This is a genomic window from Curtobacterium sp. UNCCL20 (assembly GCF_900101675.1).
In the GTDB taxonomy this organism is placed as follows: Bacteria; Actinomycetota; Actinomycetes; order Actinomycetales; family Microbacteriaceae; genus Curtobacterium.
Window position 1 is genome coordinate 690,101 of sequence record NZ_FNKG01000001.1, and the last position, 22,384, is coordinate 712,484.

The 22,384-nt window shown below is 71.6% G+C and carries 24 protein-coding genes; 15 read left to right on the forward strand and 9 right to left on the reverse strand.

Features of this window, described 5'->3' with window-relative positions:
• Positions 1–201: 201 nt before the first annotated feature.
• The 3 genes from BLT36_RS03420 (at position 202) to BLT36_RS03430 (ending at position 1,780) form a co-directional block, all read left to right on the forward strand.
• Positions 202–408: a hypothetical protein gene (locus BLT36_RS03420; RefSeq protein ID WP_092091942.1), complete on the forward strand. Its 207-nt coding sequence runs from the start codon at positions 202–204 to the stop codon at positions 406–408.
• Between the two features lie 741 nt (positions 409–1,149).
• Positions 1,150–1,368: a hypothetical protein gene (locus BLT36_RS18275; protein WP_139166345.1), complete on the forward strand. Its 219-nt coding sequence runs from the start codon at positions 1,150–1,152 to the stop codon at positions 1,366–1,368.
• Between the two features lie 13 nt (positions 1,369–1,381).
• Positions 1,382–1,780 (forward strand): hypothetical protein, encoded by a 399-nt coding sequence (locus BLT36_RS03430; RefSeq protein ID WP_139166346.1) that lies wholly within the window; start codon positions 1,382–1,384, stop codon positions 1,778–1,780.
• A gap of 45 nt (positions 1,781–1,825) precedes the next feature.
• Here BLT36_RS03430 and BLT36_RS03435 read toward each other — a convergent pair whose 3' ends face one another.
• Positions 1,826–2,485, reverse strand: a complete 660-nt coding sequence (locus tag BLT36_RS03435; protein ID WP_092091948.1) for a helix-turn-helix domain-containing protein — start codon at positions 2,483–2,485, stop codon at positions 1,826–1,828.
• Complete coding sequence (locus BLT36_RS03440) at positions 2,485–3,999, reverse strand: APC family permease (RefSeq protein ID WP_092091950.1); 1,515 nt, start codon at positions 3,997–3,999, stop codon at positions 2,485–2,487. The genes BLT36_RS03435 and BLT36_RS03440 overlap by 1 nt, the downstream gene beginning before the upstream one ends.
• A gap of 224 nt (positions 4,000–4,223) precedes the next feature.
• Here BLT36_RS03440 and BLT36_RS03445 point away from each other — a divergent pair, with 224 nt between their 5' ends.
• The 6 genes from BLT36_RS03445 (at position 4,224) to BLT36_RS03470 (ending at position 9,972) form a co-directional block, all read left to right on the forward strand.
• On the forward strand, positions 4,224–5,717 hold the full coding sequence (locus BLT36_RS03445; RefSeq protein ID WP_092091952.1) for an APC family permease: 1,494 nt from the start codon (positions 4,224–4,226) through the stop codon (positions 5,715–5,717).
• A 77-nt stretch (positions 5,718–5,794) separates the two neighbouring features.
• Positions 5,795–7,753, forward strand: a complete 1,959-nt coding sequence (locus BLT36_RS03450; RefSeq protein WP_092091953.1) for a primary-amine oxidase — start codon at positions 5,795–5,797, stop codon at positions 7,751–7,753.
• Between the two features lies 1 nt (position 7,754).
• Positions 7,755–8,360 carry a hypothetical protein gene (locus BLT36_RS03455; protein ID WP_092091955.1) on the forward strand — a complete coding sequence of 202 codons (606 nt, stop codon included), beginning with the start codon at positions 7,755–7,757 and terminating at the stop codon, positions 8,358–8,360.
• A gap of 142 nt (positions 8,361–8,502) precedes the next feature.
• Complete coding sequence (locus BLT36_RS03460; protein ID WP_092091957.1) at positions 8,503–8,685, forward strand: hypothetical protein; 183 nt, start codon at positions 8,503–8,505, stop codon at positions 8,683–8,685.
• Between the two features lie 49 nt (positions 8,686–8,734).
• Entirely contained in the window at positions 8,735–9,292 is a 558-nt protein-coding gene (locus BLT36_RS03465) for a MarR family winged helix-turn-helix transcriptional regulator (RefSeq protein WP_092091959.1), read from the forward strand.
• Positions 9,293–9,357: 65 nt separating this feature from the next.
• The gene (locus BLT36_RS03470; protein WP_092091961.1) at positions 9,358–9,972 is read left to right on the forward strand and encodes a TetR/AcrR family transcriptional regulator; all 615 of its coding nucleotides are present in this window, start codon (positions 9,358–9,360) and stop codon (positions 9,970–9,972) included.
• 114 nt (positions 9,973–10,086) lie between these two features.
• On the opposite strand, the gene BLT36_RS03475 is transcribed toward BLT36_RS03470, so the two are convergent.
• The gene (locus BLT36_RS03475; RefSeq protein WP_092091963.1) at positions 10,087–11,190 is read right to left on the reverse strand and encodes a Gfo/Idh/MocA family protein; all 1,104 of its coding nucleotides are present in this window, start codon (positions 11,188–11,190) and stop codon (positions 10,087–10,089) included.
• Positions 11,187–11,987, reverse strand: coding sequence for a sugar phosphate isomerase/epimerase family protein (locus tag BLT36_RS03480; RefSeq protein WP_175529462.1), 801 nt, complete (start codon positions 11,985–11,987; stop codon positions 11,187–11,189). Before BLT36_RS03480 ends, BLT36_RS03475 begins: the two co-directional genes overlap by 4 nt.
• A 216-nt stretch (positions 11,988–12,203) precedes the next feature.
• Here BLT36_RS03480 and BLT36_RS03485 point away from each other — a divergent pair, with 216 nt between their 5' ends.
• From BLT36_RS03485 to BLT36_RS03500, 4 genes are all read left to right on the forward strand, one after another.
• On the forward strand, positions 12,204–13,412 hold the full coding sequence (locus BLT36_RS03485; RefSeq protein ID WP_092091967.1) for an MFS transporter: 1,209 nt from the start codon (positions 12,204–12,206) through the stop codon (positions 13,410–13,412).
• A 76-nt stretch (positions 13,413–13,488) separates the two neighbouring features.
• Positions 13,489–14,811 (forward strand): carboxylesterase family protein, encoded by a 1,323-nt coding sequence (locus BLT36_RS03490; protein WP_092091969.1) that lies wholly within the window; start codon positions 13,489–13,491, stop codon positions 14,809–14,811.
• A 268-nt stretch (positions 14,812–15,079) separates the two neighbouring features.
• Positions 15,080–15,709, forward strand: coding sequence for a TetR/AcrR family transcriptional regulator (locus BLT36_RS03495; protein WP_092091971.1), 630 nt, complete (start codon positions 15,080–15,082; stop codon positions 15,707–15,709).
• A 76-nt stretch (positions 15,710–15,785) separates the two neighbouring features.
• Positions 15,786–16,226 (forward strand): NUDIX hydrolase, encoded by a 441-nt coding sequence (locus BLT36_RS03500; protein WP_092091973.1) that lies wholly within the window; start codon positions 15,786–15,788, stop codon positions 16,224–16,226.
• 52 nt (positions 16,227–16,278) lie between these two features.
• Here the strand turns inward: BLT36_RS03500 and BLT36_RS03505 are convergent, their stop codons facing one another.
• Positions 16,279–16,647 carry a VOC family protein gene (locus tag BLT36_RS03505; RefSeq protein ID WP_092091975.1) on the reverse strand — a complete coding sequence of 123 codons (369 nt, stop codon included), beginning with the start codon at positions 16,645–16,647 and terminating at the stop codon, positions 16,279–16,281.
• A 55-nt stretch (positions 16,648–16,702) separates the two neighbouring features.
• Here BLT36_RS03505 and BLT36_RS03510 point away from each other — a divergent pair, with 55 nt between their 5' ends.
• Together BLT36_RS03510 and BLT36_RS03515 are read left to right on the forward strand one after the other, a co-directional pair.
• A complete protein-coding gene (locus tag BLT36_RS03510) occupies positions 16,703–17,344 on the forward strand; it encodes a nucleoside/nucleotide kinase family protein (protein ID WP_254787301.1) in 642 nt (213 codons plus the stop codon).
• Positions 17,345–17,381: 37 nt separating this feature from the next.
• Complete coding sequence (locus tag BLT36_RS03515) at positions 17,382–18,221, forward strand: SDR family oxidoreductase (RefSeq protein WP_092091977.1); 840 nt, start codon at positions 17,382–17,384, stop codon at positions 18,219–18,221.
• A 38-nt stretch (positions 18,222–18,259) separates the two neighbouring features.
• On the opposite strand, the gene BLT36_RS03520 is transcribed toward BLT36_RS03515, so the two are convergent.
• The 4 genes from BLT36_RS03520 to BLT36_RS03535 all read right to left on the reverse strand — a co-directional run bounded on the left by BLT36_RS03520 (position 18,260) and on the right by BLT36_RS03535 (position 22,315).
• Positions 18,260–19,519 carry an MFS transporter gene (locus BLT36_RS03520; protein WP_092091979.1) on the reverse strand — a complete coding sequence of 420 codons (1,260 nt, stop codon included), beginning with the start codon at positions 19,517–19,519 and terminating at the stop codon, positions 18,260–18,262.
• On the reverse strand, positions 19,516–20,184 hold the full coding sequence (locus BLT36_RS03525) for an HAD hydrolase-like protein (protein WP_092091981.1): 669 nt from the start codon (positions 20,182–20,184) through the stop codon (positions 19,516–19,518). Before BLT36_RS03525 ends, BLT36_RS03520 begins: the two co-directional genes overlap by 4 nt.
• 117 nt (positions 20,185–20,301) lie before the next feature.
• Positions 20,302–20,997, reverse strand: coding sequence for an endonuclease NucS (nucS, locus tag BLT36_RS03530; protein ID WP_092091983.1), 696 nt, complete (start codon positions 20,995–20,997; stop codon positions 20,302–20,304).
• A 10-nt stretch (positions 20,998–21,007) separates the two neighbouring features.
• Positions 21,008–22,315, reverse strand: a complete 1,308-nt coding sequence (locus tag BLT36_RS03535; RefSeq protein WP_254787303.1) for an MFS transporter — start codon at positions 22,313–22,315, stop codon at positions 21,008–21,010.
• Between the last annotated feature and the right edge of the window lie 69 nt (positions 22,316–22,384).

The following is a 22,384-nucleotide window of genomic DNA, read 5'->3' on the forward strand; positions in this document are numbered from 1 at the left end:
GGACAGCAGGCCGCCATGAGCGCGGGAGCCACGCCGAGCCCACGACGACAGCCGCGATCCACGCGTCGTGACGAGGTCCGACATCGTCGAACGCCTGCAAGAATCGCTGCGGCTTCATTTCAGACCGGGAGAGCTGCGATGTCAGAAAGGCATGAACCCGCGACACGACGCGACTTCGTGGTTGATGGAGAGACCTTTTCGTTGACGATCCGCGCCGACTCGTTCCAGTTCACGTGGATCAAGGGGCCGAACCCTGACTACGGCTTCGGTGGAACTCTGGCCGGTGCCGGAACCGAGGCAGATCGAGCGGCGATGCTCGCGAACCTGATGACCGATCAGGAGGCGACGTCCCAGATACGCGCCTTCCTCAAGGACATCGATCCGGCTACCGGCTACCTGTGGGACTAGCTCGCGCCTGCCTCGTTCGACGATCGACTTTCGAGAAGCTCCCACCTCACCGCCCTCAAGGGTTGCGGCACACTCGGGGCATCTCGATCACGACCTGTCGGCTCAGCGGGAGAAAGCGTTGCGGGCGCCCCGTTGTTCTCACGCCGGTAGGTCGGTTCGGTCGAGTGCGCGGGCGAGCTGCCGGGCGGAGGTGAAGCAGGCGCGCGCGGCTCCCTCGTAAGATCTCGCTCGACGAGTCCCATGTCGACCGTCAGAAAGCGGGCCAGCGATGAGCGGCGACACATTCCGGCCGAGAGGGTCTGCAGGACGGGTGCGGCCGGCGCTGCTTGCCGTTCTGATCCTCCTGCAAGCACTCAGCAATGCCGTCGTTCCCGGTCTGGGACTCGCGTTCCTCGCACTGCTGTTGTGGAGGCCCGCCAGGCGGTCGCGTGCATTCGTGGCAACGCTCATCGTCGTCGCCACGATGAGCGCGGTCCTCCTCGCGAGCGTGATCGCGGAGTTCGTCGGAGGTCCGACAGTCGGCTACAGCTTCGGCTGAATCCGGCAGACCGGTAGGTCGCCACCGCGCTGCGAAGCGAGCTCGGGGTGCCTACCCAGGCGATCGACCCTCCACGCCGCTGCGCGGGCGCTCCTCACGCTGGCGCACTCGCCGATCGAGGTTGTTCGTCTCATTCGCCGATCGGCTACCGGGCGTCTCAGTTACCGAGCACCGCCGCTCGGAACGGAAGGACCGCCACGAAGTTGTTCACCACCACCCCAGGACGCACCGCCCTTGTCGCGGCCGCCATCGCAGCCATGTTCGGGTCGATGCTCGTCGCCGGTCCCGCGAACGCCGCCGAGTCCCGCGTCACGGATACGGAAACCGAAGCCATCCGAACGGCGATGACCGACGCCGGCATCCGTCGGTTCGTGAGCGCTGCGCCTGTCTGGCCGATCATCGAACCATGCCGCCAGTGGTGACGGAGACGACACGATGACCACCACCACTCGACCCAGTTACGTGCCGCGCACTCGTGGAGGCCTGCTGATCAGTTGTCTGGGGTTCGCCGCTCTTGCGGCATCCGCGGCGGTCCCGGAGCTGGCAGCTGCTGTCGGCCCGGTCATGGGCGTCGGGTTCGTGGTCGCCATCACGGTGATCGTGTCCGTGCCGCGGCTGATCCGGCCGGGGCCGACCTGGTCTCGGGCGGCGTTGCCTCGAACCTTCGCGACGGCTGTGTTCATCGGCTCCGCCACCGTCGCACTGATCGCGCTGACGGTCCGCATGGGGAACGACTCGCCCGCATGGGGCTACGCCGCGGCGGGAGTGATCATCGGGGAATCGGTCGCCGTCGCGCTCGTCGCGCCGGAAGTCGCTCGTCGCGATCGTTCCTGAGGTCGTCGCTGCGCCCCGCCGAGCGGTGCAGCCCGGCCGCAGTCGTCAGCCGAGCAACGGCTCCAGCTTCGCCACCGCCCCGCGCAGCACCGCCAGCGCCTCCCCGGGCCGGTCGATCCGGGCCGCGGGCGCCGAGAGCGTCAGACCCGCGACCAGGACACCGCCCTCCCCGAGCACCGGCAGGGCGAGGCACCCGAACCCCTTCGCGAATGCGCCCGTCTGCTGCACCGGTCCGCCCCCGCCGAGGATGTGCAGTCGGCCGATGGCGCTCCGGTCCGGCTGCCGTCGCAGGGCACCCTCGTCGAGCAGCGGGAAGTCCGGGTCGACGTCGAGGTCGCGCAGTCCGGCGTCGTCGTAGCGTGCGAGGTGCACGCCGGCACGGACGGCGGAGCGCACGTCGGCGAGCACGGACCGCACGGCACGGGGGAGCGGCGGCAGGGGAGCGACCGCCGCCGGTGCGGACACCCCGGCCAGGTCGGCGACCTTGTGCCCGAGTGCGAAGCCACGCAGGTCCGGCAGCCGCACGAGGTACTCGTCCTCGACGAGCAGGGTGATGAGTCGGTACGTGGTCGCCCGCGGCATCCCGAGGGCGTCGGAGAGCTGCTGAGCGGTGATGCCGGGCCCGGCGTGCGCGACCGCCTCCAGCACGGCGAGGGCGTTCTGGATCGCCTTCGGCTGCCGGGCGCGCAGGCCGGGTTCGCTCATCACGCCTCCGTCGTGTGGTCGGTCCCCGCCGGGGGCCTGGAGGCGCGGAGCAGGTCCGCCTCGACCGGCACGTCGTAGACGGCGCGGCTCGCACCCCGCCACCAGGGCCGCCGACGCGTGGCCACCAGGAACGCGGTCACCACGGCCGCCACCGACCCGACGGCGAGGGCGACGCTCGGCCAGTGCGGCGATGCGGCCTCGACGCCGAGGTAGGTGAGGAGCACCGCGGTGAGGAGCACACCCGTGCTGACGGCGACGACGGCGACCCCGGCCGTCAGCTCGCCGATCCGGCGGAGGAACGCCGGCGCTGCGAAGCACGTCAGCGCGTAGGCGGTGAGGTAGCCGAGGGCGGCGACGACGAGCTCGGCCTCCATCAGCGACCACGTCGGGATCCCGAACGCCAGGCCGATGACGGGCAGCACGGTGAGCAGCGCGCACGCGACCGCACCCGCGACGAACGGGGTCCGGAAGCGCGGTGACGCCCGCCCGAACGCCCGGGGGAGCACTCCCTCGCGACCCATCGCGAACAGGACCCGGACGAGTGCCGTCGTCGAGGCGATCGCGCACGCCGCGAACGACGCCGCGATGCCGAGGTCGAGCAGCCACCCGATCCACTGCACGCCGGACGCGTTCGCCAGCTCGTTGACGGGCGAGGCGCTCGCCGCGAGGTCGCCGCCCATCGCGGCGAACCCCATCTGCTGCGCCGCCGCACTCGCCACGTAGAGGACCCCGGCGACGAGGACGGTCCACGAGATCGCGCGGGGGATCGCCTGGAACGGTCGTCGTGCCTCCACGCCGAGCACCGACGCGCTCTCGAACCCGACGAACGCGGTGACCGCCAGGGCCGTGCCGACCGCGAACGGTGCGGGTGCGGTCGGTCCGAGCGCCAGCGCGGAGGCGTCGACCGGGTGGAGCCGGGCGACGAGGGCGACGATGAGCACCACGATGACGGCGACCGAGAGGGACTCGACGAGGAGCGTCAGCCGGGTGGACAGCCGGACGCCGAGCGCGATGACGGCGAACACCGCGGCACCCATGACCACGACGACGACCGAGGTGACGAGCGCGCTGTCCCCGGCGGTGGGGACGAAGCGAGACAGCAGGTAGTCGAGGTAGTACCCGCTGCCGGTGAGCGAGAACATCGCGATGAACCCGTAGCCGAGCAGGAGCGCTGCGCCCGCGACCACGCCGGCGACCGGCCCGAGGCCGAGCGAGACGTAGGTGTAGAGGGAGCCGGTGCCGGCCACGCGCCGGACGAACTGGTTCACCGTGCGACCGACCAGGAACGACAACGCCATCGCCGCGAGCAGCGACCACGTGGCCCCCGGTCCGGCGACGGTCGCGACGAGCACCGGGATCGTGGTCGCCGCGGCGGACGGGGCCACCGCGGACACCGACTGCGCGAAGACGTCGACCGGGCCGACACTGCGGCGGGACAGGCCGTCGACCGGGGAGCGCGTGCCGACACCGGGCACCCGGGGCGGGTCGGCGATGGCACGGTCGAGCGCGGTCATGCGGCAACGGTACGGCGGGGTCGTTGCACCGGTGTGCCGTCCGTGTTTCGCGGGTGTCTCACGCAAATGAGACAGCGGTGCGCGGGCGGTCCCATTCGGGTGCGACGGGGTTTCACGGCGGCGGAACGGGACCGCAACCGCAGCGCGGGACCGTGGTCGCACCCGCTGCTCCACGGAAGCGGCACCCCACCGTCACCCCGCCCCACCCGAACCGGAAGGCCACGATGTCCAGCATCACGAAGGACCCCGCGTCACTCGGAGCCGTTCCCGCGCCGCACCGGACCATGCGCGGTTCGCTCGGCGTCACCGCGATCGTGTTCATGGTCGTCGCGGCCGCCGCCCCGCTCACCGTCGTCGGCGGTGCCGCCCCGCTCGGCATGCTCCTCGGCAACGGTGTCGGGTTCCCGTCGCTGTACGCCGCGTCGGCGGTCGTGCTGCTGCTGTTCTCGGTCGGTCTCGCGGCGATGACCCGGCACGTGCCGCGGCCCGGGGCGTTCTTCACCTTCGTCGGCCACGGGCTCGGTCGTCCCGCCGGAGCCGGTGCCGCGACGCTCGCGCTCCTGACGTACACGACGATCCAGGTCAGCGTGCACGGCTACATCGGGTACCTGCTCGGCGTGACCGTCACCGGCCTCGGCGGTCCGGACATCCCCTGGTACGTCTGGTCCCTGGTGGTCGTGGCGCTCGTCGGCGTGCTCGGCTACCGGCACATCGACCTGTCCAGCCGGGTCCTCGGTGTCCTGCTGGTCGGCGAGGTCGGCATCGTGCTCGTGCTCGTCGCCGCGATCGTGTTCCGCGGTGGTGCCGACGGGCTGTCGCTGGCACCGTTCGAGCCGGCGCAGGTGATGTCGGGCTCGCCGGGTGTCGGGCTGATGTTCGCGATCGCGGCGTTCATCGGCTTCGAGGCCACGGCGATCTTCCGCGACGAGGCCAGGGACCCGGAGCGGACCATCCCGCGGGCGACCTACACGGCTGTGATCGGCATCGGGGTGTTCTACACGCTCGCGTCCTGGGGCCTCGTCATGGCGTGGGGGCCCGACGGTGTGCTCGCCGAGGCCGCGAAGGACCCGGGCTCGCTCATCCTCACGACCGCGGCGCGCTACATCGGCAGTGCGGGCGAGGCCGTCCTCAACGTGCTGCTGCTGACGAGCATGTTCGCCTGCGTGCTGTCCTTCCACAACGTCATCACGCGGTACCAGCACTCGATGGCGAACGCCTCGCTGCTGCCCGGGCGGTTGGCCGACGTGCACCGCAAGCACGCCTCCCCGCACACCTCGAGCATCGTGCAGACGGTCACCGCCGCCGTCCTGATGGTCCTGTTCGCCGTGCTCGGGCTCGACCCGGTGCTGCAGGTCTTCAGCTGGTTCGCCGGCGTCGCCACCCTCGGCGTCGCGATCCTGATGGCCGCGACGAGCCTCGCCGTGATCGTGTACTTCCGCCGGAACCGCTCCGACACCCGCATCTGGAACACCGTGGCCGCGCCGCTCCTCGGGTTCGTCGGACTGATCGCGTCGGCCGCGCTCATCTGGGCGAACTTCCCGACGCTCGTCGGCGACGTCGACGGCTCCGGGAAGAGCGTCTTCGGCGTCGTGAGCATCGTGCTCACCGGCCTCGTCGTCGTGGTCCCCGCCATCGGCGTGGTGCAGGCGGTGGTGCTGCGCCGTCGGAACCGCAGCCGCTACGACCTGATGCTCGACCGTCTCGCCACCGAGAGCTGACCCGACCAGCCGACCCGCGCCTCCAGGCCGACACCCCTTCCCCACGCCCGACGCAACGCGCAAGGAGCACCACGCACATGACCATCACCGACCCGATCACCGCCACCACCCACCCGCTCGCGACCCTGACGCCGGACGAGTTCACGGCGGTCCGCGACCTGGTCACGGCGCAGCCGGACTGGACCGACACCACCCGCTTCGCGTACGTCGGGCTCGAGGAACCGCACAAGCGGGAGGTGCTCGCCTGGCAGGCCGGCGACGGCCCCCTCCCGGACCGCCGCGCCCGCGTGATGCTGCTCGACATGGCGACCGGCCGGTCCACGGACAGCGTCGTGTCGATCACGTCCGGCTCGGTCCTGTCGACCGACGTGCTCGACGGCTCCCGCGGCCAGCTCCCCGTCCTCATCGAGGAGTTCGACGCCGTCGGCGAGATCGCGAACGCGGACGAGCGGTGGGTCGAGGCGCTGGCGAAGCGTGGCCTGACGCCGGACGAGGTGAAGTGCGTCCCGCTGTCCGCCGGGTACTACGACTACCCGGAGGAGGAAGGCCGGCGCATCCTGCGCGTCCTCGCGTTCCGGCAGGACCACCCGGCCGACCACGTCTGGGCGCACCCGGTCGACGGCCTGTCCGTCTACGTCGACGCCGCGAACCGCACCGTCACCCGCATCGTCGACGTGGCGGACATGCCGATCCCGGCGACGTCGGGCAACTTCGACGACCCGGAGCTCCAGGGCGAGCCGCTCGCCCTGAAGCCGATCGTCATCACGCAGCCGGAGGGACCCTCGTTCTCGGTCGACGGCGAGTTCGTCGAGTGGGCGAACTGGCGCTTCCAGATCGGCTTCGACGCCCGTGAGGGCCTCGTGCTCCGCCAGCTGTCGTGGCAGGACGGCGAGCGGCTCCGGCCGATCGTCTACCGGGCCTCGATCGACGAGATGCTCGTGCCGTACGGCGACCCGTCGCCCGTGCGGTTCTGGCAGAACTACTTCGACACCGGCGAGTACCTGTTCGGCCGCTTCACGAACTCGCTCGAGCTCGGCTGCGACTGCGTCGGTGAGATCCAGTACTTCGACGCCGTCCTCGCCGACGAGCTCGGCAACCCGCAGACCATCCGGAACGGCATCTGCATGCACGAGGAGGACTTCGGCACCCTCTGGAAGCACGGCGACATCTACACCGGTTCGCAGGAGGTCCGCCGCTCCCGCCGCCTGGTGATCTCGTTCTTCACGACCGTGGGCAACTACGACTACGGGTTCTACTGGTACCTGTACCTCGACGGCACGATCGAGTGCGAGGCGAAGCTCACCGGCGTGCTCTTCACCTCGTCGTACCCGGGGCGTTCGGACTCCGGCGCGGACTACCCGTACGCGTCCGAGGTGGCGCCCGGCCTCGGTGCCCCGTACCACCAGCACCTGTTCTCGGCGCGGCTCGACATGATGGTCGACGGGCTGTCCAACGCGGTCGACGAGGTCGACGCCGTCCGGGTACCGGTCGGGCCCGGGAACGAGCACGGCAACGCGTTCACGAAGTCGGTCACCCGCCTGTCGTCCGAGGCCACGTCGGGTCGTCTCGCGGACGCGTCGAAGGCCCGCACGTGGTTCATCTCGAACACCGAGGAGCGCAACCACCTCGACCGCCCCACCGGGTACGTGCTGTACCCGCAGGACGCCCCGGTGCTGCTCGCCGACGACTCGTCGTCCGTCGCCGCCCGCGCCGAGTTCGCCCGCAAGCACCTGTACGTCACCCAGTACGACCCGGCGGAGCGCTTCGCCGCCGGTGACTTCGTGCACCAGAACCCGGGCGGGGACGGCGTCGCCCGGTACGTGCAGGGCGACCGGCCCCTCGACGGCGAGGACATCGTGGTCTGGCACACCTTCGGGCCGACGCACTTCCCGCGGCCGGAGGACTGGCCCGTGATGCCGGTGGACTACGCCAAGTTCACGTTGAAGCCGTACGGGTTCTTCCCGCGGAACCCGGCGCTCAACGTCCCCGCGTCGACCTCGGCCGCGTCGCACTGCTCGCACCACGACGGGCACTGACGTGAGCGACCTCATCGGGCTCGCCGCCATCGTCCCGGCGTCGGCGGGAGCCTGTTGCACGGTCGGGGCGTGGCGCCCCGGCCGTGCGGTCGACGTGGTCGCCGCCGTCGTGATGGTCGCGTCGATGGTGGACGGGGTGTTCGCGCCGCGCGTGCTGCCCGGCGTCGTCTGGTTCGTGGTGCTCGCACTCCTCGCCGTCACGCTGGCAGCGGTGCACCGGATCCAGACGGGGTCGGCCCCGACTGCCTGGAGGCGCGGGTCGGCTCCCGCCGTCCGGGTCGCCTCCGCGCATGGTCGGTTCGGCCGACTGCACGCGGCGCTCGGGCTGCTGGTGATGGGGGCGCTGGGGGTCGGTGGCACCGTCGGTGTCGGAGCATCGGCGGCGGGCGGCGCGTCGGCGATGTCCGGGATGGCGATGGCGCAGCACCACGCCGGGACGGTGGGCGTCACCTGGCAGGTCGTCCTCGTCGGACTCACCCTCGGCTACCTGCTGCTCACCGCACACATGGTGCGCGACGGGGTGCGGCATCGGGCCCGGGCGCTGCCCCTGATCGAGACGCTGACGATGGGCATCGCGGTCGCCGTGATGAGCGTCGCGATGGTGTGACGGGACGGGTCGTTCGAGCGCGAGAACCATTCAGTGCGTGAAACGTACAGATCGCGAACAGTTCGTTGCACTGATCGTTCAGCCCGTGAAACAGTTCTGTCGTCCGCAGGGGACAGCAAGGCAGCAGGAAGGCGGGATCGCTATGCACAGCACGTACACCGGGATGCCGCGACAGGCACGACTCGTCGGGACGCACACCCGCGTCGGCCTCACCGATCCCGCCGTCATCGACGCGTACGTCGAACGGCGCATCCAGGACCCCTCGCTCCTGTCGGGGCGCTCCGAGCCGTCGTACGCCGACTTCTTCTCGGTCACCGCCGCGTAGGGTCCAGCAGACACACCCAGAACACCAGGCAGAGAGAACACCCGACCAGATGCCGCTGACCGTCGTCCGCCGTGAGCACATGCACCTCTACGCCCGGGAACCCCGGTCGCGTGCCGCCAAGGTCGCGGTCGATGCCCTCCTCCGGCTGCAGCACGCGGAGGAGCAGCAGCTCGAGCAGGCCCGCAGCGAGAGCGGACTCACGAAGAACGAGTTCCTCGCCGTCCGGTACATGCTCCAGGCACACCGGGACGGTCGGGCGATGGGTCCGAAGGACCTCGCCGTCATGCTCAACGTCTCCAACGCCTCGGTGACGAAGATCGTGGACGGGCTCGTCGAGAAGGGCGACTTCGTCCGCGCCCCGCACCCGACGGACCGCCGCGCGCAGGTGCTCGAGCCCACCGTGCAGGCGGCCAAGAAGATCGACGCGTCCTACGCCCGGTTCCACGAAGCCGTGGTCGAGGTCATGGACCACCTGTCGAACGAGGAGAACGGCGTCCTCGCCCGCTGCCTCGAGCAGATCACCGAGGCCCTGGCTGGCGGTGGGCCCGCGCCGGTCGACGAGTACGTGGTCGACCCGGACGGCGACGCGGAGCTGAACGACAACTGACGGGGCTCCCGGACGGTGTCCCCACGCGCCTCCCGGAAAAAACCTTCCAGCGGTAAGTTGGCAGGATGACGCACCCCGCCGACGACGACGAAGCGGCCACGCCGCGACGCGGCGGGTACCGCAAGGGGGCCGAGCGACGGACCCAGATCCTCGACGAGATGATCCGCATCATCGCCGACCAGGGCGTCGACGCGTCCTCGCTCCGCTCCGTGGCCGAAGCCCTCGGGATCACCCACGCGGCGCTGCGGCACTACTTCCCCAGCCGTGACGAACTGCTACTCGCCGTCTACCGCGAGCACGAGGTCCGTGAACAGGGGGCGCCCGACCGGATGAAGTCCGCGATCGGGGACATGCGCGAGAGCGCGTCGCGGAACCGCGCCGTGCCGGGCCTGGTGCAGCTCTACACGACGCTCGCCGCCGATGCCGTGCAAGAGGGGCACCCGACCACGCGTGCGTTCATGCGGGAGCGGTTCACCCGGCTCCGCGCAGACCTGGCGACCCTCATCGAGGCGGACCAGGCGGCCGGTCGGATCCGTGCCGACCTCGACCCGGTCGACCTGGCGTCGCTGAGCATCGCGGCGTCGGACGGGCTGCAGGTGCAGTGGCTGCTCGACCCGGACGCCGTCGACGGCGAACGCGTGCTCCGGCTGCTCGAGCAGATCGTGCCGCCCGCAAGCTGACCGCGACGCTCGTGCGTCCGTGAGCAGGAGTGGTCGGGTTCCCGAACGGGACCCGACCACTCCTGCTCACTCGACGGCGCTTCGACGGCGCCGCAGGTGACGACGTCACATGCGCTACGCGGTGAGGACCGCGGCCGCGGGGTCGAAGTCCTCCGGCAGCGGCGGGATCCGGTCCACCGTCGACGTGATGTCGACCGCCGAGCCGGACGCCGCAGCGTCGCGGATGCCGAGCAGCACGTCGAGGACGTGCAGGGCGACCGCACCGGAGGCGCGCTCCGGACGGTCCTCGGCGATGGCCCGCGCGAGCTCGACGACGCCGGTGCCACGACCCCAGGTGGAGCCGACCGCTTCGAGCGTCTCCGGTTCCTCCTGCCCGTACCGCCAGAGCTGCGACGCACCCTCGAACGTGTTCGGGTCCGGGAGCGAGATCGTGCCGAGCGTGCCGTTGATCTCGACGAAGCCCATGCGCGGCAGGGCGTGCTGGAACGAGAACGTCGACTGGGCGGACTGGCCGCCGGCGAACTCGATGAGGGCCGCGTGGTGCGTCGGGACCTCGACCGGGAACGTCTCGCCGGCACGGGGGCCGGACGCGATCGTGCGACGGTCGAGCGACTTCGAGGACACGGCCTGCACGCGGGAGGCGGTGCCGAACGCGTGCACCAGGGTCGTCACGTAGTACGGCCCCATGTCGAACAGCGGCCCGGCTCCCTCGGCGAAGAGGAAGTCCGGGTTCGGGTGCCACGCCTCGGGTCCGGGGACGTGGAACAACGTCGTCGCGGAGAGCGGCTCGCCGATGTCCCCGCGGGCGATGGCCCGGAGCGCGGTCTGGATGCCCGCGCCGAGCACGGTGTCCGGCGCCGTCGCGACCCGCAGTCCCTTGGCCTTGGCCGACTCGAGCACCGCGGCGGCCGACGCGTGGTCGGTCGCGATCGGCTTCTCGCTCCACACGTGCTTGCCCGCGTCGATGATCTGCTGGTCGACCTCGGCGTGCGCTGCCGGGATCGTCAGGTTGATCACGATCTGGACGTCGTCACGGGCGAGGAGCTCCTCGACGCTGCCGGATGCGCCGACCCCGTACGCCTCTGCCTGGGCAGCGGCACGGTCGAGCAGGACGTCGGCGACGAAGCGGACCTCGACGTCGGCGAACTTCGTCAGGTTCTCGAGGTACTGCGTGGAGATGTTGCCGGCACCGATGATGCCGATCCCGACACGGCTCACTTGTCGTTGGCCTTCAGCCAGGTGAGCGACTCGGTGATGCCCTCGAAGACGTCGCCCTTGTACGCGTCGAACTCGACGACGCGGATCGCCTGGGGCGCGGCAGCGAGGATGGACGTCACGTCGACGTCGCCCTGGCCGGCCGGGGTCTGGTTCTCGAAGGCACGCTGGAGCGCCTCGGGGACGATGAGGGCGCTCTCGGACGAGGGCAGTGCGGTGCGGATGTCACCGTCGACCTTGCCGTCCTTGACGTGGATCGCGACGACGCGGTCGCCGAGGGACCGCAGGACGGCGGGGGCGTCGGCGCCACCGACGGTCGCCCAGAAGGTGTCGACCTCGAGGACGGTCTCCGGCGAGAGCTGGTCGACGAAGAGCTCGTAGACCGTGCGGCCGTCGACCTTGTTCGTGAACTCCCACTGGTGGTTGTGGTAGCCGAACTGCAGGCCACGCGACGCGGCCTCGGCGGTGAGCTCGTTGACCCGCTCGGCGATCTTCGCGACGTCGTCGGCGGTCTGCCAGCGGTCGGTCGGGATGAACGGGTCGATGACGGTGTGGATGCCGAGACGCTCCGCGGCGTCCCAGATCGGTGCCGTGTCCTCGGCGTCGATCACGGCGACGTGGCCGGACGGCGCCTTGAGGCCGGTGGCGGCGAACGCGCGCTCGAGGTCGGCAGCGCGCTCGACGAACGCGTAGGGCTCGACGTTCTCGTAGCCGATGTCGCGAACCCGGGCGATGGCCTTGTCGAGGTCTTCGGCGATGGCGTCGCGCAGCGAGTACAGCTGCACAGAAGTGGTGGGCATTGCAGAGGCTCCTTCGGTCCTGACTGGGTGTCGCGACCCGACGAGGAGCGATGCTCCGCGGCGAGATCGAGGACGACGCTACCCCAAAAACCACCCGCTGTGTAGTTTTTGCTGCCCCGTGTGACGGCGTGCTCCCCACCTGATGCTCTGGGTGCGGGAGCAGCCGAGGTCCTCGAGCCCTTGCCGTGATCCCCCTCAAGCGGGTTCGATGGCGGGATGCACTCGCTCGGCGTCGACGTGGACCGCAGACAGCTCGCCCGGTGGCGGAACGCCGTCATCGTCGCCTTCGCGATCGGCGGGGTGAGCCTGGCTGCCTGGGGTCCGCGTCTCCCCGAGCTCCGCGTCGAGCTCGGCGTCGACGTCGGCACGATCGGGCTCATGCTCGGCGGTGTCACCGTCGGTTCGATCGGCGGTCTCCTGAGCGCCGCGCCGCTGCTCCGTCGCCTCGGCAGCAGGCGGGCGCTCAGCGCCGTCGTCGTGCTCGTGCCCGCGTCCATCGCGGTCCTCGGCGTCGCGGCGGCGGTCCACTCCGTCCCGCTCGCGACGGTCGCGTTCGTGGTCGCCGGCGCCGGCATCGGGTGCCTCGACGTGATGGCCAACATCGAGGGCACGGCGATCGAGGCGCTCGCGGGGCGCACGCTGCTCCCGCTCATGCACGCCGCCTGGTCGGGAGGCGCGGCACTCGGCGCCGGGATCGCAGCCCTGTGCGCATGGCTGGCCATCAGCCCGTCGGCCCAGCTCATGGGAGAGGCCGTCGTCATCCTCGTGGTCGGCGTCATCGCCGTGCGCGGCGTCCCGGACGGCAGCCGCGCCGAGGCGCCCGACCACACGCTCACCCCGCGGCAGCGCCTCACGCAGTGGGCGCGTGGGTGGACGGACGTGCGCCTCCTGCTCATCGGCGTCGTCATGCTCGGCGTCGAACTCGGCGAGGGCTCCGCCAACAACTGGCTCGCCCTCGCCACCACCGACGGGCACGGCCAGAGCGCAGCCGTCGGCGCCCTGTTCTTCACGGTGTTCGCCGTGTCCGAGGCAGCCACCCGCGTGTTCGCCGGACCCGTCGTGGACCGGCTCGGACGTGTCCGCACCATCCGGTGGACCACCGCCCTCGGCATCGTCGGCGCGGTCCTCTTCATCGTCGGCGGCAGCTGGTGGCTCACGCTGATCGGCGTGGTGCTCTGGGCGGTCGGCGTCTCGATGGGGTTCCCCCTCGGCATGTCCGCCGCCGCGCAGAGCGGCCCGAACCCGGCGAAGCGGGTCAGCGTGGTCGCGTCGATCGGCTACTTCGCGAACTTCGCCGGTCCGCCGGTCGTGGGCGCGATCGCCGAGCACGTCGGCGCGCTCAGCGCGCTCTGGCTGGTCGCCGTCCTGTTCGTCGCGGCGTTCGCGGCGTCCGGTTCGCTGCGGCCCGTCGCCGGTCGCGACTGACGAGGGCCTGGAGGCCCGTGGCGGCCCCGCCCCGCGCCTCCAGGGCCCCTCCTGGTCACCTCGATAGCGTGAGCGGATGCTCGACGCCGCCTCGCTGACCTTCGACCCACCTGCCGGACGCATCACCGGCGTCGTCGACGGGAGCGTCGTCCGTGCCCTCGGGATCCCCTACGCGCACGCGGATCGCTTCGCGGCGCCGGAGCCCGTCCCGCCCTTCACGGAACCGTTCGCAGCGACCGCACCGTCGCCGGTGTCGCCGCAGCCCGCCGCGACCTTCGTCGACCAGCTGCTCCGACCGATCGAGGGCCTCGAGGTCGACGAGCACTGCCAGCGCCTGTCCATCACCGTGCCCGCCGACGTCCAGCCGGGCGAGCAGTTGCCCGTCATGGTCTGGATCCACGGCGGCTCGTACGTCATCGGCGGTGGCGACCTGCCGATCTACGACGCCCGCGACCTCGTCACCGAGCAGCGCGTGGTCTTCGTGTCCGTGACCTTCCGGCTCGGTGTCCTCGGGTTCCTCGGCGACGGCGACGCCGTCCCCGCGAACCTCGGCCTCCTCGACATCGTCGAGTCGCTCCGCTGGGTGCAGGCGAACATTGCCGCGTTCGGCGGAGACCCCGACCTCGTCACGGTGTTCGGCCAATCCGCCGGCGGGGACGCGGCCGCCCACCTCATGATCAGCGAGGGCACCGCCGGGCTCTTCCGACGCGCGATCATCCAGAGCGCGCCGCTCGGGCTGTCCCGTGGCCGTGCACGGATGAACCGTGCCATGGTCCGCGCGGTCGGTGCCGTGCACCCGGACACGCCGCTCGACGACCTGCTCGAACGGCAGACGCTCGGCACCAAGGCCGCTGCGCCGTTCGGCCTGCCGGGAGGGATGCCCTACGGCACCCAGTACGGGTTCGCGCCGCTGCCCGCCGAACGCGACCTCGACGACGCGTGGAGCGCGGTGGCGCCGGACGTCGACGTCCTCATCGGTTCCGGCAGCGACGAGACCGGCATGTACGTGCCGCTCATCCCGGGCCTCCGGTCCGTCGCCCGGATCGGCGTGGTGCGGCCCCTGCTGCGGTGGCTGCTCGTCCGGCCACTGTCGGACGTCATCTACGGGCGGGACGTCCGACGCTTCACCGCACGACACCGGGCCGCCGGTGGCCGTGCGATCTCGTACCGGCTGCACCGCGGCGTGACGACGAAGCCCACCGGCGCCGTGCACATGAGCGACCTGCCACTGCTGCTCGGCGGCCGGGAGGCCTGGGCCGGCACGCGCTTCGTCCCCGAGCGGGACTGGCCCGAGGTGGAGCGGCGCGGCACGGCCTTCCGCGCGGTGTGGGCCGAGTTCGCCCGGACCGGGCGGGTCACCGCGCCCGACGACGAGACGCTGACCTTCGACCGCGGGTGAGCCGCGGGGTCCGCCCGGGCCCCGCGCCCCTTCCCGCCCCCCGCGCCCCTTCCCCTCCCTCCCGCCAAAGCGACAGTCTGCCGCCGGACTTCCGGGGACATCTGTCGCTCGTGCGGGCGCCTCCGCACTGGATGCCGCACATCTGTCGCTCTGCCGCACCGATTCCGCGCGGCCGGGTCTGACCCCCAGCCGTCGGCGGACCCGACTCGGCCAGCGCCCCCAGAACAGGCGGTCGCGCTCCCGTCACCGGGGCCGGAGAATCGACGGCATGCCCGAGTCCGATGCAGATCTTCGTGCCCGCATCGTCACGGGCGCGATCGACGCCTACCGCGCCGCCGACTTCCACACCGTCGGTCCCGCCCAGGTAGCGGCGCACGCCGGTGTGACCGAGGCCGAGGTCCGACGGGTCTACCCGCTGTGGGAGCTCCTCGTCGTCGCCGTCATGGACCGTTGGAACAACGGCAGCCGCCGGGCACTCTGGGTCGTCGCCGAACGCTCCGGCGCCGTGGCGTACCTGCGCGCCCGACTCGAGGCCGGCTGTGACGAACCCGCCCTCGTCCGACTCCGCGTCGCCCTGCTCAGCGCCGCCTCCAATCCGGACCACCCCGCGGCCGGGTGGTTCCGCGCGCAGTACACCCGCTCGTTCGAGGACATCACCCTCGCCCTCGTGCGTGACGTCGTCGCCGGGCGCGAACCCCGCGGCGCCTCACCCCGGCACGCGGCCGAGCAGCTCGTCGCCCTGTTCGAGGGACTCCAGCTGCAGTCGATGATCCGCGACGACGCCGATCCCCTGGCCGGCTTCGACCGGGCCGTCGCACGGATGCGTGTCGGCTGGGCCGCCGCCGCGGCCGCCGCCTCGACCGCCCCGCCGACCGACGTCACGACGATCGTCTCCTGACCGCAGGCGGTCGACTCGGCCTGGAGGCGCGGCGCGGCTCGACCGTTCCGGACTGGCTTCCTGGCATGGTCGGGAGATGGAGTACACGGACTACGACACCCGGCTCGCCGCCTACGGCGTGATCACCGAGGGCGACCGCGTGCTCCTGGCGAAGCTGCGGTTCCCCGAGGCCGGGACGTGGACGCTGCCGGGCGGCGGCGTCGAGTTCGACGAGACCGTCGAGCAGGCAGTCGTGCGGGAGATCCGGGAGGAGACCGGGTACGAAGCCACCGTCGGACCGCTCCTCGGCATCCGGCACCACATCGTCCCCGCCGAACGCCGGATCCACGCGAACGGCCGACCGATGAAGGCCGTGCAGGTGGTGTTCCGGGCGTCGATCGTCGGGGGTGCGCTCCGGTCCGAGCTCGACGGTTCGACCGACGAGGCCGCCTGGATGGCCATCGCGGACCTGCCGCACCACCGCCACGGACTGGTCGTCCCGATCGCCCTCGGTTGGGCGGGCGCGCTCAGCCGCTGAGGTGGGACACCGTCTCGTGCGTGGTTGCGGACTGCGTGCGGGGATCGCGTCGCTACAGCTCGAGGACGCTCAGCACGTTGCCGGAGGGGTCGGTGAACCACGCGATGAGCGGGCCGCCCCTGCGGTTCACGCCCTTCTCGTCGGTCATCCCCTCGTAGTGCAGGAACGAGACACCCTTCGCGGCGAGCTCGTCCACGGCGTCGTCGACCGAGGGCACCGGGAAGTTCAGGACGGTGAAGGACGCCGGCTCGTGGGCCGGCCCCTTCGGGTAGACGAGCACGCCGTGTCCGTCGCCGAGGTGCAGGGTGAGCATGCCGTGGTCCTCGGAGACCTCGACCCCCAGGACGTCCTGGTAGAACGCCTTCGCCTCGGACACGTCACGCACCGAGAACCCGCTGAACGCCTTCGTCGCATCGACCATGCGGCAAGTGAACCACCGCCGGACCGCCGTCGGTGTGCTCTGCCAGGATGAATGCGTGTTCCCGCCCGAGATGTCCGTCGACGAAGCGGTCGACCGCGCGGTCGCACTCGCCGAGGGCGCCGGCCGGACCGTCCTCGGCATCGCAGGGGCGCCGGGCGCCGGCAAGTCCACGCTGGCGCGGCGGATCGTCGTCGCCGTCGACGACGCCCTCGGCAGCGGCACGGCGGTGCAGGTCCCGATGGACGGCTTCCACCTGTCGAACCAGGCGCTCGACTCCCTCGGCCGGCACGACCGCAAGGGTGCGATCGACACGTTCGACGGCGACGGGTACGTCGCGCTGGTCCGACGCCTGGTCACGGCCGACGAGCCGGTCGTCTGGGCGCCGGACTTCGACCGCCGCGTCGACGAACCCGTGGCGGGCAGCATCCCGGTGCCGACGGCAGCGCGGCTCGTGGTGTCCGAGGGCAACTACCTCCTCGACGACAGTGAACCCTGGGCAGCACTCCGCGAGCTCTTCACCGAGACCTGGTTCTGCACCGTCGACGACACCGTCCGCGTCGATCGTCTGGTCGGCCGGCACATGCGGCACGGTCGTGACCACGAGGCGGCCCGCAGCTGGGCGGTGGAGGTCGACGGCGTGAACGCGGCGAGGGTGCAGACCACGGTGATCCGCGCCTCCAGGACCGTGCGGACGTGACCCCACGCACCGCGTGACCGACAGATCAGGAGCGACCATGACCATCGCACTCACCGGTGCCACCGGCAAGATCGGCGGCGCCGTCGCCCGCGCACTCGCGGCGGACGGCGTGCCGTTCCGCATGGTCGTCCGCGACGCGTCGCGCGCACCCGACCTGCCCGGCACCGAGGTGGCGGTCGCGTCGTTCGGCGACGCCGAGGCGAGCCGGACCGCGCTCGAGGGCGTCGACCTGCTCCTCATGGTCTCCGGCGCCGAGGCACAGGACCGTCTCGCGCAGCACCGCTCGTTCGTGGGCGCTGCCGCGACCGCGGGGGTCCGCCACGTCGTCTACACGTCGTTCGCGGGCGCGGCGGCGGACGCGACCTTCACGCTGGGTCGCGACCACTGGGCGACCGAGCAGGCGATCCGCGCGACCTCGATGGCGCACACGTTCCTGCGGGACTCGTTCTACCTGGACTTCGTCGAGGACCTCGTCGGCGAGGACGGCGTAATCCGCGGTCCCGCGGCGGACGGTGCGATGGCCGCGGTCGCCCGTGCCGACGTCGCCCGCGTCGCGACCGAGGTCCTGCGGAACCCGTCGGCGCACCTCGACCGGACGTACGAACTGACCGGGCCGGCGGCGATCACGCTCGAGCAGGCGGCGGCGACCGTGTCCGAGGTCCGGGGGCGCGCGGTGACGTACCACCCGGAGACGCTGGAGGAGGCCTACGCCTCGCGGGCGCAGTGGGATCCGGAGCCGTGGCAGGCCGATGCGTGGGTGAGCACCTACACGGCGATCGCCGAAGGTGCGCTCGCGCGGGTGTCCGGCGACGTGGAGCGGATCACGGGGCGCCGGCCCCTGACGCTGCGCGAGGTGCTCGAGGCGTCCGCGCGCTGATCTGCGTCACCCGACGCGACGCGCGTCACGCCACCGCGTCACGCCACCCGACGCGCTGCGAACGTCCCCACGATGCCGAGCGTCAGCACCGCGGCGAGCACCACGAGCAGCGGCGCCGTCCAGTCGCCAGTGGCCCCGTGCAGGGACCCGGCGACGAGCGGCCCCGCCGAACCGATCAGGTACCCACCGCCCTGCACGAACGCGGACATCCGGCGGGCATCGGCGTCGCTCGAGACGATCCGCACGATCACGATGAAGATCACCGTGATGCCACCGCCCTGCGCAGCGCCGCCGAGCACCGACCACAGCAGCCAGAGCTGCGGGGCGAACAGCAGCCCGAGTGGCATCGCCAGCCAGAGGAACGCCACGAGGGCGATGATCGCCCGCGGGCGCCACTTCGACGCGAGCACCGGGACGCCGAGCGCGCCGACGACCGCCAGGATCTGGAACACCGAGGAGCTCGCGCCGGACGATGCCTTCGAGAACCCGATCTCGTCGTGCAGGAGCGTCGGGATCCAGGCGGTGAGCGCGTAGTACGAGAACGCCTGCCCGCCGAAGGCCAGCGTCAGGCCCCAGGTGATGAGGCGACGGGCGGGTCGAACGGGCTCGCCGGCCGCGGCAGGTGATGACACCGTCCGGATCGATCCGGTCCCGAGCACCTGGTCGATCGGCCCGGTGACGGGGACGGGCTCACCGGCGGGCGCCGGACGGAGCCACGCGGCGCGACCGCCGACCGCGTAGGTCCACGCGAACCCGGCGATCACGGCGAAGACGGCCCAGATCGCGATCGCGACCGGCCATCCCCACGCGGCCGCGACGGGGGCGGTGCCGAGCGAGGTGATCATCGACCCGACGTTGAGTGCCGACGTGTAGACGCCGGTGACGAGGCCGACGCGCTCCGGCGAGGTGTCCCGCCGGATCACCACCGGGATGACGACGTTGCCGATCGTGATGCCGATGCCGATGACGGCGGTGCCGATGAGCAGGGCGGCCGCCGAGGGCATCGACCGGACCACGGTGCCGGCAAGCACGATGACGAGCGACAGGGACACCGCGCGCTCGGGGTCGGCCTTCGCGATCACCCAGCTGGCGAAGGGCGTCGCGAGGGCGAAGCAGAGGACCGGGATCGTCGTCAGCAGCCCGGCGACCGTCGCGGTCAGCCCGAGGTCGGCGCGGACGTCCCCGATGACCGGGGCCGTCGCGACGATCGGACCGCGGAAGTTCAGTGCGATGAGGACGATCGCAGCGGGGAGCAGCCAGGCAGCGCCACGGAGCCCGGTGCGGACGGAGGTGCTCACGAAGCCGAGGTCGGCAGCAGGATCGGCAGCAGGTCGAGCGGGGTCGCCGCGCTGGCGATCGTGCCCTCGGCCTCGGCGGGGGAGCCGTAGCCCCACTCCGCGAAGACCACCGGGACGCCGTGCACGGTGGCACCCTCGACGTCGTGCTTCCGGTCGCCGATGAGCACCGGACGGCTGGTGTCGACGCCGCGGGCCGCCAGTCGGCGGAGGGCTTCTTCCACCACGTCGGCCTTCGAGGAGCGGACCTCGTCGTCGCTCGCACCCGTGATGATGTCGATGTACCCGGTGAGCCCGTAGTGCTCGAGGATGTACGTCGCGGGCGTCTCGGGCTTGCTGGTCGCCGTGGAGATCGGCAGCCCGGCCTCGTGCAGCGTCTTCAGGACCACGTCGATCCCGGGGAACATCTCGGAGTCGAGCGCCCCGTGCGAGAAGTAGTGCTCGCGGTAGACGGCGAGCGTGTGCTCCGCCTGCTCGAGGTCCATCCCCATGGCCGTGCGGAACGTGTCCATGATCGGCGGACCGACGAACGACATCAGCGTCGCGTGGTCGGGCACGGGGACGCCGACCTTGCGGAACGTGTACGAGAGGCTCTCGAGGATGCCCGGAGCGGAATCGCTGATGGTGCCGTCGAGGTCGAAGAGGATTGCGCTGAACGGGCTGGTCATGTCCTGTCCACCCTACCGGCGCGCTGCCGAGCGGACGTGGCGGAGGCGATCCGTGCCTCCAGGCCCGTGGTCTCGGAACCGGCGAACGCGCGAACGCGCGACGGCGCGAACATCCGCTCAGAACAGGCGGGTGTGCCCGCCCTCGATGCCGCGCATCGCGTCGTAGTCGAGCACGAGGACGCGGATCCCGCGGTCCTCGGCGAGGGTGCGCGCCTGCGGCGCGACCGTCTGCGCTGCCAGCACGCCCTGCACCGGACGCAGGTGCGGGTCGCGGTTCATGAGCTCGAGGTAGCGGGTGAGCTGCTCGACCGCGTCGATGTTGGCGTTCCGCTTCATCTCGACGGCGACGCTCGCCCCGGCTTCGTCCCGCGCGAGGATGTCGACCGGCCCGATCGCGGTCATGTACTCGCGACGGACCAGCGTGTGCCCGTCGCCGAGCAGTTCGATCTGCTCCGCGAGGAGCTGCTGCAGGTGCGCCTCGACCCCGTCCTTCACGAGCCCCGGGTCGACGCCGAGGTCGTGGGTCTCGTCGGCGACGACCTCGTACAGGGACACGATGAGCTTGTCCTGCGTCTTCTTCTGCGTGACCGTCCACACCTGCGTGATCCCGGCGCTCGACTGCTCGTCGTCCGGCTCGGTGATCTCGATCGAGCAGGGCGGGCTCATCCAGTTGAGCGGCTTGTAGCTGCCGCCGTCGGAGTGCACGAGCAGCGAACCGTCGGCCTTCAGCATGAGCAGACGGGTCGCGAGCGGCAGGTGGGCTGAGAGCCGCCCCGCGTAGTCGACGGAGCAGCGGGCGATGACGAGACGCACGCCGGGAAGCCTACCTGCGGTCGGCCGCGTCCTCGGTTGCGCTGACGCGGTCGGCCTGGAGGCGCGGCTCGCCTCCGCCGTCCACGTCGCCTCGGCGGCGGGCCGGGCGGGTGGCGGCGCCGGTCTCACGGGCAGCACCCGACGCGAGTCCCGCCGCGATGATGAACACGAAGACGACCAGCAGCGCACCGAGCAGTCCGATGTGCTCACCGAGGAACCCGATGAGGGGCGGTCCCGCGAGGAACGCCACGTACCCGATCGTCGCGACCGCGCTGACCTTCGCGGCGGCGGTGCGCGGGTCGTCCGCCGCGGCCGACATGCCCATCGGGAACCCGAGGCTGGCGCCCAGGCCCCAGAGCACGACGCCGACGATCGCGAGCGGCACGTTGTCGATGAAGATCAGCATGCCGAGGCCGACCACCGCGACGGCGGCGCTGATGCGGAGGATCGGCACCCGGCCGAACCTGTCGATGAGCGGGCTGCCGGCGACCCGACCGGCGGTCATCGCCGCGAGGAACACCGTGAGGACGGCGGCGCCGGCGGCGTTGTCGAGCCCGTGGCCGTCGATCATGGCGAGCGGCAGCCAGTCGTTCGCCGATCCCTCGGCCAGCGCCATGCCGAGCACGATCACGCCGATCAGCAGCGTGGAGGGCTGGGCCCACACCTGCCAGCGGGTGAGCGGCGTCGCGACCGGGCTGGTGTCCGTGGAGACCGGCTCCGCGAAGCGGTGCTCGTCCTGGAACTTCGCGACGGCGACGAGCATGGCGGCGCTCGTGACGATCACCAGCACGATGAAGTGCCACGCGACCGGGATCTCGAGCGCTTCTGCCAGGGCCCCGAGGCCGGCGCCGGCCAGCGTGCCGAGGCTGAACGCGGCGTGGAACAGCGGCATGATCGTGCGCCCACCGGCCTTCTCGGCGGCAGCACCGGACACGTTCATCGACACGTCGCACAGGCCGTTGCCGAACCCGAACGCGATGAGCGCGATCCAGATGGCGGCGAAGCCCCACTCGAGCGTGACCGCGACGCCGGCGAACACCATGCCGAGCGCCAGGCAGGCCGCGGCGATCTGCACGCCCCGGCGGGCTCCGAGCTTCGCGACGATGTGGCCGGCGAACGTCAGGCCGCCGATCGAGCCGACTGCCATGCCGAGCACGAGCAGGCCCATCTCGAACGTGCTCGCGCCGAGGGAGTCGCGGACGCTCGGGATCCGGCCGAGCCAGGTCGCGATGTCGAGGCCGGACAGGGTGAACACCACGAACACCGCGATGATCCAGGCCCTGGTGGTCGGGACGGTGCGGGTGGACGGCGTCGTCATGGTGGTTCCCATCGTGCTGCGGTGCGGGTCGTGCTGCGTGTCCTGCGTCGGTCGAATCGATTCGACCGC